Source organism: Actinoplanes sp. NPDC049598, assembly GCF_040675435.1.
Taxonomy (GTDB): Bacteria; Actinomycetota; Actinomycetes; order Mycobacteriales; family Micromonosporaceae; genus Actinoplanes.
Map to the genome: position 1 here is coordinate 225,144 of NZ_JBFAOX010000004.1, position 16,131 is coordinate 241,274.

Consider the following 16,131-nt stretch of genomic DNA (forward strand, 5'->3'; position numbering starts at 1 on the left):
GTTTCAGCAGATGGCGTCTTGTCTACCGTATCGGCGGGCCGCAGGCTTCCGGTGTGACAGGAGACCTTCTGCTGCTGGCCGTCGCCGTGATCTGGGGCAGCAGCTATCTGGCGGCCAAGACGCTGGTCGTGGCGGGCGGGGTGCTGGTGGTGCTGGCCCTGCGCTACCTGGTGTCGATGGCGGCCATGCTGCCGCTGATGATCGGCCGGCGTCCGGCCCGGGGCGAGCTGCGGACGGGCCTGCTGCTCGGGTGCACGCAGGCGTCGGTGCTGGCCCTGGAGACGTACGGGGTGTCGCTGACCAGCGCCACCAACGCCGGCGTGCTGATCAGCCTGACCATCCTGCTCACGCCGCTGCTGCAGGGCGGCCTGCCGCCACGGTTCTTGCTGGCCGCCGGCGTCGCCACCGGCGGGGTGGTGCTGCTGGTGGCCGGCCCCGGCCTGCGCCCGCCGTCAACGGGCGACGCCCTGATGCTGGCCGCCGCCGTGGTCCGGGCCGCGCACGTCACCCTCTCCGGGCGGCTGAGCCGGCCCTCGTACGACACGATCACCCTGACCACGCTGCAGACCGTGGTCGGGGCGGTGGTCTTCACGGTCGCGGCCGGCCCGGCGCTCGTCCCCACGGCCACCGGTTTCGGCGCGGGCGAGTGGCTGGGCGTGCTGTACGTGGCGCTCGGCTGCAGCGTCTTCGCCTTCGTGGTGCAACTGTGGGCCGTACGCCGCACCTCGCCCGCCCGGGCCAGCCTCCTGCTCGGCACCGAACCGGTCTGGGCCGTCCTGATCGGCCTCAGCCTCGGCGGCGAGCACCTGACCCTGCTCGCGGCCGCCGGCATCGCCCTCGTCCTGGCCGGCACCTTCTGGGGCCAGCGCGTCGAGCGAGCCAGCCGGACCTCTTCGACTGTTTCGCCCGAGCCCGCCGGGGCACGATCCTGACGTGACTGACCTGCGCGCGCTCTACCTCGACTACCTCGCGGCGGCCAACGCGCGCGAATTCCACCGCATGGCCGAGTTCGCCCACGACACCGTCGTCTTCAACGGCGAGACCGTCTCCCGCGACGAGTACGTCGCCGCCATGAAGCAGGCCGTCGACGCGGTCCGGGACTACACGTGGCGCCTGGACGACCTGATCGTCGAGGGCGACCGGGTCGCGGCCCGGCTCACCGTCACCGGCACCCCGGTGGCGGAGTGGCTCGGCCTGCAGCCCACCGGCCGCGCCGTCACCTTCAGCGAGAACGCCTTCTACCACTTCCGCGAGGGCCGCTTCGAGCACATGTGGTACCTCCTCGACACCCGCGCCATCGAAACCCAACTCGCCTCCTAGCCGGAGACTGCGTTGCGGAGCATGCAGCGCTTCAGCCGCTACTCCTGCGCTTTCTTGTACGAGCCGCGTCGCGGGACCGGGTAAATCAGGCCCCGGTCGCGCAGTTCCTCGACAGTACGAGCGTGTCCGCCGGCAACGCCGCGATCCGCTCGGCGAGCGCGTCGGCGACCTGTAGGTAGATCGGTGTCGGCGACTCGTGGCGGCGCGGCTCGGCGGGCGTCATGCGGCGGACGTAGTCGGTCGAAGGCGGGTGTCGGAATTCTGATCGGTGTCGCCGGATGACGGGGATGTCGGTATTTCCGGGACTGCCGGGTAATCGACCTCGAATCGCTTTCCCGAGCATGTCAGAGATCAACGTCACACGATTTATGCGATCGGGCGACAACATTTTCGTAATGAATTCTTCATGCGCGGAGGTGTCCGATTAGATGACCTAGGTGGCAATTGTTTCCCCTGTTGGTGCGCTGTGTAGCGAAGTTCGGACCGCTCGTTGGTGGCCTCGATGGGCAAACGGGGGACCCGGAGGTCAGCGGGTTGAGACGGCCCCGCGCAGGCGGTCTCCGCTGCCTGCCCAAAAGGACGAGTCAGCGGCTGTGAGTTCGCTGTAAAGATTCCTCCCGGCTTACGGCAGAGCGTCGTTGAAGTGGCAGTGGCAGGGGGATGACGCGCGTGTCCGAATTGGTGTTTCGTGGCCGGGCCGCGGTGCCGCGCCGCGATCTCGAGATCCTGATTCCCGCGTACAACGAAGAGCGCCGGCTCAGCGACACCCTCCACGCGCTCGCCGCGCACCTGCGGCGCCGGCGCATCGACGGGGTCCTCCGGGTGATCGACAACGGCAGCAGCGACCGGACGACCGACGTGGTGGACCGGGCCGCGGCCGCCGGCGTCCCGGTGACCGTGACCGGATGCTCCCGGCGCGGCAAGGGCGCGGCCGTCGCCCGCGGGATGCTGACCAGCACCGCCCGCTGGGTCGGTTTCTGCGACGCCGATCTCGCCACCCCGGCCGAGGCCCTCGACGACGTGCTCGACCGGCTCCGGGCGGGCCACCGGGTCGTCATCGGCTCCCGCCGGTGCGCGGGGGCCAAGCTCGAGCTGCGCCAGCCGCTGGTCCGGCGGGTCGGTGGCGCCGGCTTCCGCATGCTGACCCGCCGCTACTCGGGGCCGGTGGCCGACACCCAGTGCGGTTTCAAGTTCTTCGACGCCGCGGCGGCGCGGGCCGTGTTCGCCGAGATCCGGCTCTCCGGCTTCGCCTTCGACCTCGAGGTGGTGGCCAAGGCCCGGGCGCTCGGCCTGGCCGTGGTCGAGATCCCGGTGGCCTGGCGCGACCAGGAAGGCTCGACGTTCCGCCCGATGGCCGACGGCAAGAAGGTGGTGGGCGAGCTGTGGCGCCTGCACCGGGAGGTCCCGGCGCCGGTGCCGGCGGGGGCCCGGTGAGCGTCTACGGCAGTCACCCGTGGCGTGGCCGGCACGTCGTCGTCTGCAACTGGCGGGACAGCGGGCATCCGGCCGCCGGCGGGGCCGAGCTGTACTGCGAGCGGGTCGCCGGGGAGCTGAGCCGGGCCGGGATCCGGGTCACGTACGTGACGGCCCGCGCCAAGGGGCAGCCGCGCCGGTCGGAAGCCTCCTTCGGCGCCGTGGTGCGCGGCGGCGGCACGTACACGGTCTATCTGTTCGTGTTGTTCTGGCTGCTGCTGAACCGCCGGTCCATCGACGGGGTCATCGACTCGCAGAACGGCATCCCGTTCTTCACCCCGCTGGCGGTGCGCCGCAGCACCCCGATCGCCCTGCTCATCCACCACGTCCACCAGGACCAGTTCCTGGTGCACTTCCCCCAGCCGGCCGCCCGGGTCGGCCAGTTCCTGGAGAACCAGGCCAGCGCCTTCGTGTACGGCGACCGCGCGCTGGCCGCCGTGTCCCCGTCCTCGCGGGCCGAGATCCGCCGGCGGCTCGCCCTGCGCGGCCCGGTGCACCTCGCCCCCTGCGGGCAGGAGCTGCCGCCGCCCCGGCCGCGCCGGCCCAACGGGGTCCCGCGGATCGTCTGCGTGGGCCGGCTGGTCACCCAGAAGCGGGTCGACCTGCTGATGCGCGCGCTGCCGCCGGGGGTCGAGCTCCATCTGGTGGGTGACGGCGACGCCCGTCCCGCCCTGCAGCACCTCGCCGCCGAGCTCGGCCTCGGCGACCGGGTGGTCTTCCACGGCCGGATCGGCGACGTGGTGCGGGACGCGCTGGTCGACTCGGCCTGGCTCACCGCGAGCGCGTCGATGGGCGAAGGCTGGGGACTGTCGGTCATGGAGGCGGCGGCGGCCGGCGTGCCCGCGGTGGCGTTCTCGGTGCCGGGCCTGCGCGACACGATCCGGCCCGGCGAGACCGGCTGGCTGGTCGAGCCGGGAGCCGAGGAAGAACTGCCGGCGCGGCTGAGCCGTACCCTGGTCACCGCCCTGAACGAGCTGGCCGATCCGCGGGCCGCCGAGGGGTACGCCGAGCGCTGCGTCGCCTGGGCGAGCCGGTTCACCTGGGCCGCCACGGCCGAGCACCTGGTCGCCGTGCTCACCGCGGAACGGCAGCGGGTCACGCTGGCCGCCACCGAGCGGCGCCCGGGCTCGGACAGCGCGGCCCTGATCACCCTGCCCGCCCACGACCTCGATCGCGCCGACCTGACCGGCCTGCGGGTGACCGACCTGGTCGACCGGGACGGCCGGCAGGCGGCCCTGCTGCTCACCGGGGCCGACGAGCAGGACGCCCACGGCGTCCTGGACCGGCTGGGTCTTTCCGGCCCGGACGTCCGGGTGCGCCTGGCCCGGCATCGCGACCTGCTCGGCTGGCGGGCCCATCCGCCCGCCCGGGCCGAGATCGAGCGGCCCGCGCCGGACCCGCTGCCGCGGCCGCGGGGCGGGGCGATGGTCCTGCTGCCGGTGGGGGTGCTCCTGCTCGCGCTGGCCACCCGGCTGATCTCGATCGGCCGGGCCTACGACATCTTCGTCGACGAGGTCTCCTACGCCTCGGTCGGCCGCAACCTCGTGACCGGCGCCGGCCTCACTCTCAACGGCGGCCCGTTCCATCTGCACCCGCCCGGCTTCTTCCTGGTGCTGGCCGGTTTCTTCGACCTCTTCGGGCTCCCGGCGGACACGGCGTCGCTGGTGCTCGCGGCCCGCCCGGTGGCCGCGGTGGCCGGCGCGATCGGGTGTGCCGCCATCACGCTGCTGCTGGTCCGGACGGTACGGCTGCCCATCGCGGCCGGGGCCGGGCTGCTGCTCGCGGTCGACCCGTTCATGCTGCGCTTCGACAGCCGGGTGATGCTGGAGGCGCCGGCCATGGCCTGGGCGGCGCTGGGCCTGGTGGTGCTCACCTTCCGGCCCCGCCTCGGCTGGGGCGTGCTGGCCGGGCTGTTCTTCGGCGCCTCCATCCTGACCAAGGAGTGGTACGCCTTCGTCACCGCGTTCCCGTTGCTGCTCCTGCTGTTCACCCCCGACCGGGCCCGGCGGAGGATGCGGATCGCCGCCATGGCGACGCTCGTGCTGGCGTACGCCGGTTATGTGGCCTCGATGGCCGCGCTCGGCATGCTCCCCGCGTGGTGGGCCGAGAAGGCGAGCGGGCTGGCCCGGGTCTCGGGCGCCGACCAGGTGACCGGCTTCAACCAGCCCGGCGCCGAGTCCCTGCACAGCCGGGTGCTGGCCAACCTCACCATGTTCGGCGCGTCCTACCTGCTGATCGCGCTCGGCGGGCTGGCCACGGTGGCCCTGCTGGCCGCCCGGCGGCGCGGCAGCTCGCCGGTCCTGCTGACGCTGGGCGTCGGAGCCTTCACCTTCATCGGGTACGCCGTGGTCTTCGGCACCCTCGAGGAGCAGATGTTCTACCCGGTGCTGGTCAGCAGCATCGTGCTCAGCGCGGCCGGCCTGGACCTGGCGCTGCGCACGCCCGCCGCCAAGCGGGCCACCGGCCGGCGCTGGGCGCCCGTGATCGCCGGTGTCGCGGCCTTCGCCGTCCTGGCCGGGGACGGCGCGATCTGGGCCGGGATCCGGACGCGACCCGACGACACGTACCGGCAGCTGCTGGCCTGGGCGCCCCGCGGGCTTCCGGAGGGCAGCACGGTCGCTGTGACCGATGACGTGACCCAGTTCGTGCTGGCCGACGTCAAGCTCGGGCAGTGGGCCGACCTGGCCGCGCTCCGGGCGCACGACGTCGACTTCGTGGTCGTCTCCACGGCCCTCGCCGACCGCGGCTACGGGCTGGCCCGGCCCGACTTCGTGGCCGGCCTGGACCGTGGGGCCCGGGTCGTCTTCTCGGCCCACGGCCGCACGATGGGCGACCTGCGGGTGTACGACGTCCGCCGGCTGGTCGCCGAGGGGGCGCGCAACCGATGAGCCGTCATCGCGTGCCGTCCTCCGCCGGCGCCGGCCTGCTGCTGGTCGCGACCGGCCTGACCGGCGCCGCCAACTACGGCCTGTCCCTGGTGCTGATCCACCTGCTCACCCCGGCCGAGTTCTCCCGCTTCGCCGCCGCCTCCACCCTGCTGCTCACCGTCGGCACGGTGGCGAGCGCCGCCGTGCCCTGGGTGATGGCCCGCGAGGCCGCGCTCAGCCGCCGCGGCGACGTCCGCCGGCGCCGGGCCGTCCGCTTCGGGCTCGGCGCGAGCCTGGGCCTGGCGGTGGTCGCCGTCGTCGCCGTCACCGCGGCCTCCGCCTCGTACGCCGGGGCCGGCCTGCTGTTCGCGGAGGCCGCCGCGGCCACCCTCATCCTGCTCACCGCGGTCGGCGCGGGCGTGCTGCAGGGTGAGCAGTCGTTCGGGGCGCTGGCCGGGGTCCGCATGGTCGAGGTCGTCGTCCGGGTCGCCCTGGGCGTGCTCGCCGCAACGGCCGGTTGGGGGAGCGGCGGCGTGATCGGCGCGTTCGCCGCCGGGGCGGCCGTCGCCGCCGCGTGGAGCCTGCTCGCCCTCGGCCGTGACCTGTGGGGCGCCCTGGGCCGGCCCGGCGCCGACGACTCCGGCGCCGAGCGCCGCGCGCTGGCCCGCCACGCCGCCGGCATGGCCGCCGGGCAGGCCGCCCTGTCCCTGCTGCTCACCCTGGACGTGGTGGTCGGGGCCGCAATTCAGCGCGGTGGCGACGGCCTGGCCGGGTACCAGGCGCTGCTGGTGCTGGCCCGGATCCCGCTGTTCCTGGCCACGGCCCTGGCCACCGCGGTCTTCCCCCGCCTGGTCGAGGCGGCCGACGGGCGGGCGGCGGCTCGCGCGTTCCGGGCCACCCTCGGCACGTTCCTCGTGCTCGGCGGCATCGTCACGGCCGGCGCGGCCACCGTGCCGGCGCCGTTGGTCGAGCTCGTGCTGCCGGCCCGGTACGTGTCGGCGCTGGAACTGCTGCCACCGCTCGCCCTGGCCGGTTTCGGCGGCGCGCTCGCCACCTTGCTGGTCGCCTATCTGCAGGCCCGCGGCCGGTTGCGGCCCGCGGCCGTCCTGCTCGGCGTGACCGCCCTGATCGGCGGGTTCGCCTACGCGCTCACCGCGTCCGATCCGTTGCGGCTGGCCTGGGCCTCGGCCGTGGTCGTGCTCGGCGCGGCCACCGGCCTGGCCGTCCAGGTCCAGCGGGCCGGCCGGGGGGTGCGGGTCGGTCCGGCCGTGCTCGGCGCGGCGCCCGCCGTCGGGCTGACCTGGCTCGTGCTGCACCTGCTGACCGTTCACCCGGCCCTCTGGCTGGCGGCGGCCACGGTGGCCGGGCTGCTGGCGCTGCGCTCGGCGCGGGCCCGTCCCCGCCCCGACGGCCCGCTACGCGTGCTGCACCTGGGCTTCGAGGACCCGGCCCGCCCCGGAGCGGGCGGCGGGTCGGTGCGGACCCACGAGGTCAACCGCCGGCTCGCGGCGTCCGGGGTCGAGGTGGTCGTCGCGTGCAGCCGCTACCCCGGCTTCACCGAGCACGTCCGCGACGGGGTCCGCTACGTGCCGGCCGGCTGGCGGCTCGGCCCGCTCACCGCCGGGCATTTCCCGTCGCTGCTGGCGTACTTCGGCGCGGTGCTCACCGGTCTGCCCGGGATGGAACGGCGTTGGCGGCCGGACGTCATCGTCGAGGACTTCGCGGCCCCGTTCTCGAGCATCGCGGTGCCCTGTCTGACCCGTACGCCCGTGGTCGGGGTTGTGCAGTGGCTTTTCGCGGCCGACAAGGCCAAGCAGTACCACCTGCCGTTCCACCACATCGAACGGCTCGGGGTGGGCGCGCACGACACGATGGTCGCGGTCAGCGAGGACCTGGCGGCCGAGCTGCGTGAGCGCAACCCGCGGGCCGACGTGCGGGCGATCCCGAACGGCCTCGAGCCCGCCGCCTGGCAGACGTTCCCCCGGCGGCGCGGCAACCACCTGCTGTTCCTGGGACGGCTCGAGATCGCCCAGAAGGGCATGGACCTGCTGCTGGAGGCGTACGCCCAGATCGCGCCGTACACGGGCTCGGACCTGGTCATCGTCGGTGACGGGCCCGACGAGGCCGCGCTGCGGGAGATGGCCGGCCGGCTCGGCATCGCCCACCGCCTGCACTGGCTGGGCCGCGTCGACGGCACGGCCCGGTTCGACGTGCTGGCCTCGGCCCGGGTGGTCTGCATGCCCAGCCGGTACGAGACCTTCGGCATGGTCGCGGCCGAGGCGCTGGCCGTCGGCACGCCCGTGGTGGCGTTCGACATTCCGTGCCTGCGGGCGCTCGTGCGGCCCGGGGTGGGGGTGCCGGTCCCGGCGTTCGACGTGCGGGCCTATGCGGGCGCCCTGGTGAGCCTGGCCAACGATCCGGGTCTGTGCGCCCGGCTGGGGTCGGCCGGGCCGGACTCGGTGCGGCACCTGGACTGGGACGCGGTCGCCGCGGCTCAGCTGGCGGCCTACGAGTCGGTGCTGCCCGAGCGCCCGGTCGTGCGGCGGCCGGTGGCGCGCTACCGGACGAGGCCGATGTCGTAGGCGAGGATGACGGCCTGGACGCGGTTGCGGAGGTTGAGTTTGGTCAGGACGCTGCCGACGTGGGTCTTCACGGTGGCGTCGGAGACGACCAGCTGCTCGGCGATCTCGGTGTTGGAGAGGCCGGCCGCGACGGCGCGGAGGACCTCGCGTTCGCGCGGGGTCAGCTGGGCCAGGACCGCCTGGGTGCGGTCGGGCGGCGGGGCCGGGCGCTGGGTGATGTACGCGTCGAGCAGGCTGCGGGTGATGCGGGGGGAGACGACCGCGTCGCCGTGGGCCACCGCGCGGATGGCGCGGGCCAGTTCGTCGGCGGGGACGTCCTTGAGGATGAAGCCGCCGGCGCCGGCCCGGAGCGCCGAGAAGGCGTACTCGTCCAGGTCGAAGGTGGTCAGGATGAGGATGCGGGCGGCCGGGTGGCGGGCCACGATGCGGCGGGTGGCCTCGATGCCGTCGACCCCGGGCATGCGGACGTCCATCAGGGTCACGTCGGGGCGGAGCTCGGCCGCCAGCCGGACCGCCTCGGCGCCGTCCGGGGCCTCGCCGACGACATCGATGTCGCCGGTCTCCTCGAGGATCATCCGGAAGCCGGTGCGGATCAGCGCCTGGTCGTCGACCAGCAGCAGACGGATCGTCATCGGGCGCTCCCGGCCGGCCGGGCCAGCTCGGCGTGGACGTGCCAGCCGCCGTGGGGGCCGGGGCCGGCGCTGACCGTGCCGGCGTAGACGGCGGCCCGTTCGCGCATGCCGTCCAGGCCGTGACCGCCGTGCGGGCGGCCCGCCGGCGGCGTCCCGTCGTCGTGGACCTCGATGGTCACCGTGCCCGGGTCGTGGGTGATGGCGACGCTGACCCGGCCGACCCCGGTCGCGTGTTTGAGGGTGTTGGTCAGGGCCTCCTGCACGATGCGGTAGACCGTCAACTCGGCCCCGGGAGACAGGTCGGCGGGGGCGCCGGTGACCTCCGAAGCGACGGTCAGGCCGGTGGCGCGTACCTGGTCCAGCAAGTCGTCGAGCTGGGCGAGACCGGGCTGCGGGTGCCGGTCGGCCGGGGCCCGCAGGACGCCGAGCAGCCGCCGCGTCTCGGTCAGGGCCTGGCGGCCGGTGGTCGCGACCTGGCGCATCGCCTCCGCGGCCCGTTGCGGCTCGGTGGCCTGTTTGCGGGCGGCACCCTCGGAGAGCGTCACCATGACGGACAGGCTGTGGGCGATGATGTCGTGCATCTCCCAGGCGATCCGCGCGCGCTCGGCCGCGGCCGCCTGCTGGACGGCGGCGCGCAGGGCGTCGTTGCGCTGCCTCGCGTTCACGCCCAGCAGCAGGACGGCGATCACCGGGCCGGAGATCAGCAGGAACGTCCCGGTCCAGGTCTCGGTCCCGGCCCACGAACCCGTCTCGGGCCAGCGGACGGCGGCCATCAGGGCCCCCACTTCGATCACGCCGGCCGCGACCGCCGCCACTCGTATCGGACAGCGGCTGGCCACCGTGAAGAGGTAGATCAGCAGGGCCAGGTCGGCCGTCAGGTGAATCCCCGTCAGCCACTGGGCCAGCGCCACCACCACGGCGAGGCCGAACACCGGGAGCGGAGACCGCCCTCGCCAGGCCAGCGGGATCACCAGCAGGGCACTGAACAGGACGTACGCGGGGAGCTGCGGGTCGGCGTGCGTGGCGTGATAGTAGATCTGCGGCACCGTCGCCGCCGCCACGACCACCGCCAGCACCACGTCGCCCGCTGCGGTGTGCCACCACTTCATGTCGGCCAGCCTAGGTATCCGGTCGCCGGGCCGAATCCGACTCCGTGCCGAATTTCGTCTCATCCTTTGGTCGTAGAGCCCCCGAAGAAGATGGTCACTCCGAGCGAGGCCCGCCCACCCCACGCTTCGTACGGTCGGATCCATGTCCTTCGAAACCACCCCGGCCTACGACCGCGTCCTGGCCGACGACCGGAACTACCACATCGTGTTCCTGGTCGCCGGCGGCCTGTTCACCGTGCTGCTGCTGTCCTTCGCGGTGTTCGCCTGGAGGCGCTTCCGGCGGGCCCCGCGCCGCACCTTCGAGCGGCGGACCTATCTCGGCTTCGGCCTGGCGAGCTTAATTCTCGGCCTGTTCATGCTGGTGGCCTGCTGGGCCAACATCACCAGCGTCGTCAACCCACGGCAGACGCTGGCCGGGACGACCTTCTCCCCGGTCGGCCAACAGTGGCTCGACGCCGGCCGCGCGGAGGTCTCCCCGCTTCTCCAGGAGGCGATCGACGACCGGCTCGCGTGGCAGCGGCCGAAGGCCGTCATCTGCGCCATCCTGCTCGTGGCGCTGTTGGCCTTGACCGTCGCGCTGTGGCGATCGCTGCTCCGCCGGCCCACCGGACGCCGGCCGACCCTGGCGGCGGCGATCCTCGCGGCCGCGGCCTGCGTCCCGGTGATGCTGATGGTCATCGGCAACGCCGAAGGCGCCATCGCCCCGTTGACGCTGACCGTCATCTACGGCTGAGCGCCGCCCAGAGCTTCGACGGCCACCGCCCCGAGCTCGGGGTGGCCGACCCGGCGCGGCTGGACGGCCTCGAGCCTGCTCGTTACCAACCCGTGACCTCTGATCGAGAACTGCGCCGGCGGTAGGCGCATCGCACCGAGTGTCGGAGCAATGCAGACACGAGAACGGGGAAGACAGTGCGCAAGATCTACCTGGCCGCGGTGCTGGCCGGCGCCGGCCTGACCGCCGCCTTCGCGACACCCGCGCAGGCCGCCTCGACCGCGGTCGCCTACACCGTGGCCGACCAGTACGGCGACGTGATCGTCTACAAGGCCGCCACCGGCAAGGCCAACCGGGTCGTCGTGGCCAGCGGGCCGCCCTACTACATCAGCATCGACGACAAGTTCCCGATCCGGGCCGGCAAGGGCTGCAAGGCCGTCAAGGGCGACCGGACCCGGGTGCTCTGCGGCGCCGGCGAACTCACCGAGCGGGTCCAGGTCAGCACGTTCGACCGCGGCGACAGCATCGTCAACAAGACCCGGCTGCGCCTGATCGCCTACGGCGGCACCGGCAACGACACGATCCGCGGCTCGTCCAGCGGCGACGTCATCCACGGCGGCAGCGGCGCCGACACGGCCTACGGCAACGGCGGCCCCGACGCGCTCCACGGCGAGGCCGGCAACGACGCGCTCTATGGCGGCGCCGGCAACGACCGCCTCTTCGGCGGCCCGGGCAAGGACAAACTGCGCGGCGGCCCGGGGAAGAACCACGTCGTCGGTTGAGGACAAAGCAGGTCAAGGGCCGGCCGTACGCGCGTGACAGCGGCACGTATGGTCGGCCCACCCGGCCGATCGATTCGGAGAGTGGCGCCGATGCGACGCACCATCACCATCCTCGCGGCCGCCGGTCTGATCGCGGCCACCGGCTGCACCAAGAAGCCGCAGCAGGTGGGAGGGGAGGCCTTCCCGGTCGGCGGCACCTCGCCGAGCCCGTCCGCCATCGCCGCTCCAACTGTCACCAGGACGCCCAGCTCGCCGACCTCATCCAGCCCGGCGTCCTCACCTCGCCCGTCCACCACGTCGGCCAAGCCGAAGCCGAAAGTCACGCGCGTCATCGGGCCGGCGAACGTGCTCGGCCCGACCGGCCTGGGCAAGCTGCAGATCGGGATGACCCCGAAGGAGGCCGAGGCCACGGGGCTGGTCCGGGCCGGCGAGGGCGACGCCGGCTGCGGCAGCTGGTATCTGAACAAGGAAGGCGCGGGTGACGCGACGGTCGGGTACACCTCCCGCGGCGTGGTCTCCATCCCCGCGTACGGCCGAATCGCCACCCCCGAGGGCATCCGGATCGGCAGTTCGCTGGCCGACGCGGAGCGGACCTACGCCGACCTGAGCGGGCAGGCCGCCGACCGGGGGAGCACCTGGGGCGAGGGTCTGGCCTACGGGGGCCAGACCGACGAGTACGCCAACGTCCACTACCGGTTCACCTTCGTCCGGGGCGCCGTCGCCTCGCTGGCCCTCAAACACGACAAGCCGGAGTGCTAACCGGCGGCCAGCCGGATCGGGGTGGGGAACGCGATGTCGCGCGCCAGGTCGAAGGTCCGCTCCCCGCTGGTCACCTCCTGGCCGGCGATCGCCAGGGCGCCCTTGATCGCGCAATCGCCGGCCTGGACGCCGGTGACGCAGCCGTCGCGGATCCGGACGAGGACACCGCGCAGGGTCAGATCGAGGGTGAGCTGGAGGGGGACCGTCGCGACCCGCTGGGCGCCGAGATACACCTCGACCCGCGGCTGGTAGCCGACCGAGACGTCATGGGTGATCAGCTCGATCAGCCGGACCGCGTCCGGGTCGCCCGCGGTCTCCTCGGCCGCCAGCACCAGGGCCCGGTATTTGGACCAGGACCGTTCGAAGATCGTGCCGACGCTCATCTCGAGGATCTCGCCGGCCGCGCTGCCGACCTCGTCGACCACGGCGTCCTGGGCCAGATCGGCCGTCCGGCCCAGGCGGTCGCGGATCTCCCCGGCCGAGTCGGTGGAGCGCAGCGTCTCGGTCAGCGCGCGGGCCGCGCCGTCGGGGTCGTCGAAGAAGACGGCGCTGATCGGGGTGTTGGTCATGTCAGCTCCTCCGGCACGTGCGGCGCCAGACGGGGGCGGCGGGTCTCGAGTCGAATGTCCCGGGCCGGCAGCGCGTCCGGCTGGTCGACCTGTACGGACATGTCCTCGGGCCCGCCGACCGGAACGACGGACGGCGTCTCGTCGCCCGCCGGCTCGTCGGCCGCCGAGCGATCCCCGGCCCCGGCGGCGGCCGGGCGGGGGCGGAACCGGGCCAGGATCGGCTTGCCGGCGACGCGGAAGGCGAGCAGACCCACCAGCAGGACGCCGCCGAGCGCGATCCGGCCGAGAAGGCCCCACGGGTTCTCCCACCAATGGTCATCGTCCGGATCGGGCGGCAGCACTCGGAACGAGGACAGGCCCTGGGCGGTCCCGCCGGGGCCACCGGAGCGGGCGTAGGCGATCGTCCAATGCAGCGGGTTCGGACCGGCCGGCATGGCCGGTGGCACCTCGACCTGGGCGGTCCAGCCGCCCGGCGACCGCTGGCAGTCGGTGAGACTCTTGCCGGCGAAGCCCACTTGGCAGCCGGTGATGGCCACACCCGTGGCCTCGGAGTTGTGCGAGACGGTGACCCGCTTGCCGATGGCCGCGGCGGCCGGGTCGGCGACAACTTCGAAGACCGGGGTGACCGGGGCGCTTCCGCGAACGGGATAGTCGGTCGTGCCGCGGGCGTCGGCCCGGGTGCCCGCGGCCGCGACGAAGCTGACCCGCCAGTCCAGGGGCAGCGTCTCACCCGCGGACGCTCCGGCGGGGACGGTGGTGCGGGCCGACCAGCGGTCGCCTGAGGCTCGGCAGGCGCGGTCGCCGCCGCCGGTGAAGACCACAGCACAGCCGAGAATGCGCACGTCCGGGTCGAGCGGGGAGACCACGACCGTCACCGGGGCACCGGGCGGGGCGGTCTCGGGCCGCGTCTCGGCCACAAACTCGGGCGCCGGCCCGGCGACAGAGGTCACCTGACCCGTATCCGTGCCGCCGCCGATGTCACTGCCGTTGCCGCCGCCGGGTCCGTTGCCGCTGCCGCTACCTGAGCCATTGCCGTTTCCCGTGCCCGAGCCGTTGCCCGTGCCCGTGCTGTTGCTCGTGCCTGAGCCGTTGCCGTTGTCGTTGCCGGGTGACGATGTCGTGGCTGTGGTGGGCCGGGTCGGGTTCTTGGTGGTCGGTGTGGTCCCGGGCCGCGGCGGCAGGACCAGGTAGGGGATGACGTCGTCGTCCGCGCCGCGGCGGCCGGCGGCGTCCCTGGACTCGACGCCCCAGCGCAGCAGCGTCACGCCGGGCGGCAGGTCGCCGGGGATCCGGGTGCGGACGACCCGCGGCTGGGGCGACCGCCGGCAGGTGTCGCCGATCGCGTGGGGGAAGAACGCGACGCAGTCGACGACTCTCACCCCGGGGACGAGCGAGGTGAACGTCAGCGTGACGATGTCACCGGGCCGTGCCTTCTCGGGCTGGACGGCCACGGAGAAGCGCGGCTCCTCCACCACCACGGTGATCTTGACTGATCCGGTACGCACGTCGTCCTTCTCGCCCAGCCGGGAGCTCTCGAAGGCCAGCTCCCACGGCATCTCGACCGGACCCGTCTCGGCGTCGCCCGGGATCGTGACCGTGGCCAGGTCCGTCTCGCCGCAGTCGATGCGCTTCCCCCGATAGGTCACGAAGCACGTCTTGACGTCCACGCCGGTGGTCAGGCTCTCGAACTTGACCGACACCGGCGTGCCCGGCCCGACCTCGGCCGATCCGGCGATCCCGACCTGGAACTCCGGCGCCGGCCACGGTTCGACCTTGATCTCGACCCGGCCCGGCGCGGTGTCCTCGGTTCCCGGCCCGCCGGTGTAGCCGACGCTCCACGGCACGGCCGAGGTGGTCTCCGGGGCGGGCACCCGCGCGAACCACCCGCCGTCGTCCTCGCCGCACTTGATGTCCCGCACCAGACAGCCGGTGATGGTCACGCCGTCCGTCTCGCTGGTGAACCGCACGTCGACCAACTGCCCCGGGTGAGGCGAAGGCGCTTTCACCGTCGTACGGAACAACGGCTCCACACTGTCGAAGGTGAAGTCGCCTTCGTCGGGCGTACCTATCGAATCGTTGTTGATCTTGTAATAGACGGTCCAGTGGACGTCGTGCCGGCCTGGCTTCAGGGGCCTGGGCATGACCATTGTCCAGGTGTCGTCTTCCGCAACGTAGGTGCACCGGGTGGTCTTCTCGTCCTTGTCCAGCTTGAACTCGCAGCTTGTGATGGTGGCGGGCGAGTCCGCCGCTTCGGTGTTGACGATGGGCGGCTCGTTGTAGGTGAACTCCACGTGGATCGCTTCGCCGGGCAGGCCGACGACCGGCTTCGGGTGCGCGGTGAAGGCAGGGTCCCGGGCCTCCCGCACGGCAGGCGCGACCGACGTCGCGAGCAACGCGATCGCGGCGACGACTCGGTTCAGCAGGCCAACCATCACCCTCACCGTTGACCCGGGAGGGCATCGGCGTCAGCCAAATCACGGACACTCGGTCACGGATGGTTGCGGTCGGTGCTGCGCGGGTCGCTGACCCGCGCCGCGGCGTAGAGCTCGCCCGCCCGGGCGATGTCCCGCCAGGGCCGGGCCTTGTTCAGGGCGACGTCGAGCGCCGGGTCGGCCCGGTCCAGTTCGACGCAGATCACGTCCGGCCCGTCGGCGCGGGCGTGCCGCAGCGGATGACCGTGCGGGCCGATCACCGCCGAGGCGGCGGCCGGGGCGCACTGGGCGGGCACCGCGATGCTCACCCAGTAGTTGTGGGCGGCGGCGTGGCCCCGGGCCAGGATCTCGAAGACGGGATCCTCGGAGAACGTGGAGAAGAGCACGCAGTCCACGCCGAGGGCCCGCTGCTCCATCCACAGCTCGGGGAAGTTGACCTCGATGCAGATCAGGCAGCCGAAGCGGAAGCCGTCGACCTCGAACGTGCAGGGGTGGTCGCCCGGCGTGTAGTAGCCGTTGATCTCGGAGTGCGACACGAAGCGCTTGTCGTACCGGTCGGCCAGCAAGCCCCGGTCGTTGATGACCCAGAGCGAGTTGTGCGGCCGATGGCGGCCGGAGAGCCGGTGGTTGCCGCCCGCCACCACCCAGACGCCGAGCTCGCCGGCGAGGGCCATCGTGCGGCGGAGCTCGTCGGTGACCGGCGCCCAGTCGATGCGCCAGCCGCAGTAGTACGACTTCGCGCCGCCGGCGTAGCCGGACAGGGCGCCCTCGCTGAAGTGAACGAGGCGCGCGCCCTGGTCCGCCGCCTGGCGCATCGCGGCCCGGATCGCCCGGCCGTTCATGAGCGGATCCGTGGTGATCTCGGTCTGGGCGACGGCTATCAGCACGTCTCGA

The 16,131-nt window shown here is 73.2% G+C and carries 14 protein-coding genes; 8 read left to right on the plus strand and 6 right to left on the minus strand.

Annotation, left to right across the window (positions count from 1 at the left end):
* Positions 1-53 precede the first annotated feature (53 nt).
* Both AB0J66_RS12340 and AB0J66_RS12345 read left to right on the plus strand, forming a co-directional pair.
* The gene (locus AB0J66_RS12340; protein ID WP_364659062.1) at positions 54-932 is read left to right on the plus strand and encodes an EamA family transporter; all 879 of its coding nucleotides are present in this window, start codon (positions 54-56) and stop codon (positions 930-932) included.
* A gap of 1 nt (position 933) precedes the next feature.
* A complete protein-coding gene (locus AB0J66_RS12345; protein WP_364659064.1) occupies positions 934-1,320 on the plus strand; it encodes an ester cyclase in 387 nt (128 codons plus the stop codon).
* An 85-nt stretch (positions 1,321-1,405) separates the two neighbouring features.
* Here the strand turns inward: AB0J66_RS12345 and AB0J66_RS12350 are convergent, their stop codons facing one another.
* Positions 1,406-1,543: a hypothetical protein gene (locus tag AB0J66_RS12350; RefSeq protein WP_364659065.1), complete on the minus strand. Its 138-nt coding sequence runs from the start codon at positions 1,541-1,543 to the stop codon at positions 1,406-1,408.
* A 446-nt stretch (positions 1,544-1,989) separates the two neighbouring features.
* On the opposite strand from AB0J66_RS12350, the gene AB0J66_RS12355 reads away from it, so the two are divergent.
* The 3 genes from AB0J66_RS12355 to AB0J66_RS12365 are packed head-to-tail and all read left to right on the plus strand — an operon-like array spanning position 1,990 to position 8,242.
* Entirely contained in the window at positions 1,990-2,754 is a 765-nt protein-coding gene (locus AB0J66_RS12355; RefSeq protein WP_364659066.1) for a glycosyltransferase, read from the plus strand.
* Positions 2,751-5,681, plus strand: a complete 2,931-nt coding sequence (locus AB0J66_RS12360) for a glycosyltransferase (protein ID WP_364659068.1) — start codon at positions 2,751-2,753, stop codon at positions 5,679-5,681. The genes AB0J66_RS12355 and AB0J66_RS12360 overlap by 4 nt, the downstream gene beginning before the upstream one ends.
* Entirely contained in the window at positions 5,678-8,242 is a 2,565-nt protein-coding gene (locus tag AB0J66_RS12365; protein ID WP_364659070.1) for a glycosyltransferase, read from the plus strand. The genes AB0J66_RS12360 and AB0J66_RS12365 overlap by 4 nt, the downstream gene beginning before the upstream one ends.
* On the opposite strand, the gene AB0J66_RS12370 is transcribed toward AB0J66_RS12365, so the two are convergent.
* Both AB0J66_RS12370 and AB0J66_RS12375 read right to left on the minus strand, forming a co-directional pair.
* A complete protein-coding gene (locus AB0J66_RS12370; RefSeq protein ID WP_364659072.1) occupies positions 8,218-8,874 on the minus strand; it encodes a response regulator transcription factor in 657 nt (218 codons plus the stop codon). The genes AB0J66_RS12365 and AB0J66_RS12370 overlap by 25 nt on opposite strands.
* Positions 8,871-9,983: a histidine kinase gene (locus AB0J66_RS12375; RefSeq protein WP_364659074.1), complete on the minus strand. Its 1,113-nt coding sequence runs from the start codon at positions 9,981-9,983 to the stop codon at positions 8,871-8,873. The genes AB0J66_RS12370 and AB0J66_RS12375 overlap by 4 nt, the downstream gene beginning before the upstream one ends.
* A gap of 142 nt (positions 9,984-10,125) precedes the next feature.
* Between AB0J66_RS12375 and AB0J66_RS12380 the strand changes: the two genes are divergently transcribed.
* From AB0J66_RS12380 to AB0J66_RS12390, 3 genes are all read left to right on the plus strand, one after another.
* Positions 10,126-10,716 carry a hypothetical protein gene (locus AB0J66_RS12380; protein WP_364659076.1) on the plus strand — a complete coding sequence of 197 codons (591 nt, stop codon included), beginning with the start codon at positions 10,126-10,128 and terminating at the stop codon, positions 10,714-10,716.
* 176 nt (positions 10,717-10,892) lie between these two features.
* Positions 10,893-11,477: a calcium-binding protein gene (locus AB0J66_RS12385; RefSeq protein WP_364659078.1), complete on the plus strand. Its 585-nt coding sequence runs from the start codon at positions 10,893-10,895 to the stop codon at positions 11,475-11,477.
* Between the two features lie 90 nt (positions 11,478-11,567).
* Positions 11,568-12,236 (plus strand): hypothetical protein, encoded by a 669-nt coding sequence (locus AB0J66_RS12390; RefSeq protein WP_364659080.1) that lies wholly within the window; start codon positions 11,568-11,570, stop codon positions 12,234-12,236.
* Here AB0J66_RS12390 and AB0J66_RS12395 read toward each other — a convergent pair.
* From AB0J66_RS12395 to AB0J66_RS12405, 3 genes are read right to left on the minus strand one after another with little or no spacing between them, the layout of a single operon-like run.
* On the minus strand, positions 12,233-12,805 hold the full coding sequence (locus AB0J66_RS12395) for a hypothetical protein (protein ID WP_364659082.1): 573 nt from the start codon (positions 12,803-12,805) through the stop codon (positions 12,233-12,235). The two genes, AB0J66_RS12390 and AB0J66_RS12395, sit on opposite strands and share 4 nt — an antisense overlap.
* Positions 12,802-15,237 carry a hypothetical protein gene (locus AB0J66_RS12400; protein WP_364659084.1) on the minus strand — a complete coding sequence of 812 codons (2,436 nt, stop codon included), beginning with the start codon at positions 15,235-15,237 and terminating at the stop codon, positions 12,802-12,804. Before AB0J66_RS12400 ends, AB0J66_RS12395 begins: the two co-directional genes overlap by 4 nt.
* A 56-nt stretch (positions 15,238-15,293) precedes the next feature.
* Positions 15,294-16,124, minus strand: coding sequence for a carbon-nitrogen hydrolase family protein (locus AB0J66_RS12405; RefSeq protein ID WP_364659086.1), 831 nt, complete (start codon positions 16,122-16,124; stop codon positions 15,294-15,296).
* Positions 16,125-16,131 lie beyond the last annotated feature (7 nt).

Coding starts and splice junctions, on each gene's coding strand:
- AB0J66_RS12350 (WP_364659065.1), bottom strand. CDS start 1,543: ATGACGCCCGCCGAGCCGCGCCGCCACGAGTCGCCGACACCGATCTAC.
- AB0J66_RS12365 (WP_364659070.1), top strand. CDS start 5,678: ATGAGCCGTCATCGCGTGCCGTCCTCCGCCGGCGCCGGCCTGCTGCTG.
- AB0J66_RS12370 (WP_364659072.1), bottom strand. CDS start 8,874: ATGACGATCCGTCTGCTGCTGGTCGACGACCAGGCGCTGATCCGCACC.
- AB0J66_RS12375 (WP_364659074.1), bottom strand. CDS start 9,983: ATGAAGTGGTGGCACACCGCAGCGGGCGACGTGGTGCTGGCGGTGGTC.
- AB0J66_RS12380 (WP_364659076.1), top strand. CDS start 10,126: ATGTCCTTCGAAACCACCCCGGCCTACGACCGCGTCCTGGCCGACGAC.
- AB0J66_RS12390 (WP_364659080.1), top strand. CDS start 11,568: ATGCGACGCACCATCACCATCCTCGCGGCCGCCGGTCTGATCGCGGCC.
- AB0J66_RS12395 (WP_364659082.1), bottom strand. CDS start 12,805: ATGACCAACACCCCGATCAGCGCCGTCTTCTTCGACGACCCCGACGGC.
- AB0J66_RS12400 (WP_364659084.1), bottom strand. CDS start 15,237: ATGGTTGGCCTGCTGAACCGAGTCGTCGCCGCGATCGCGTTGCTCGCG.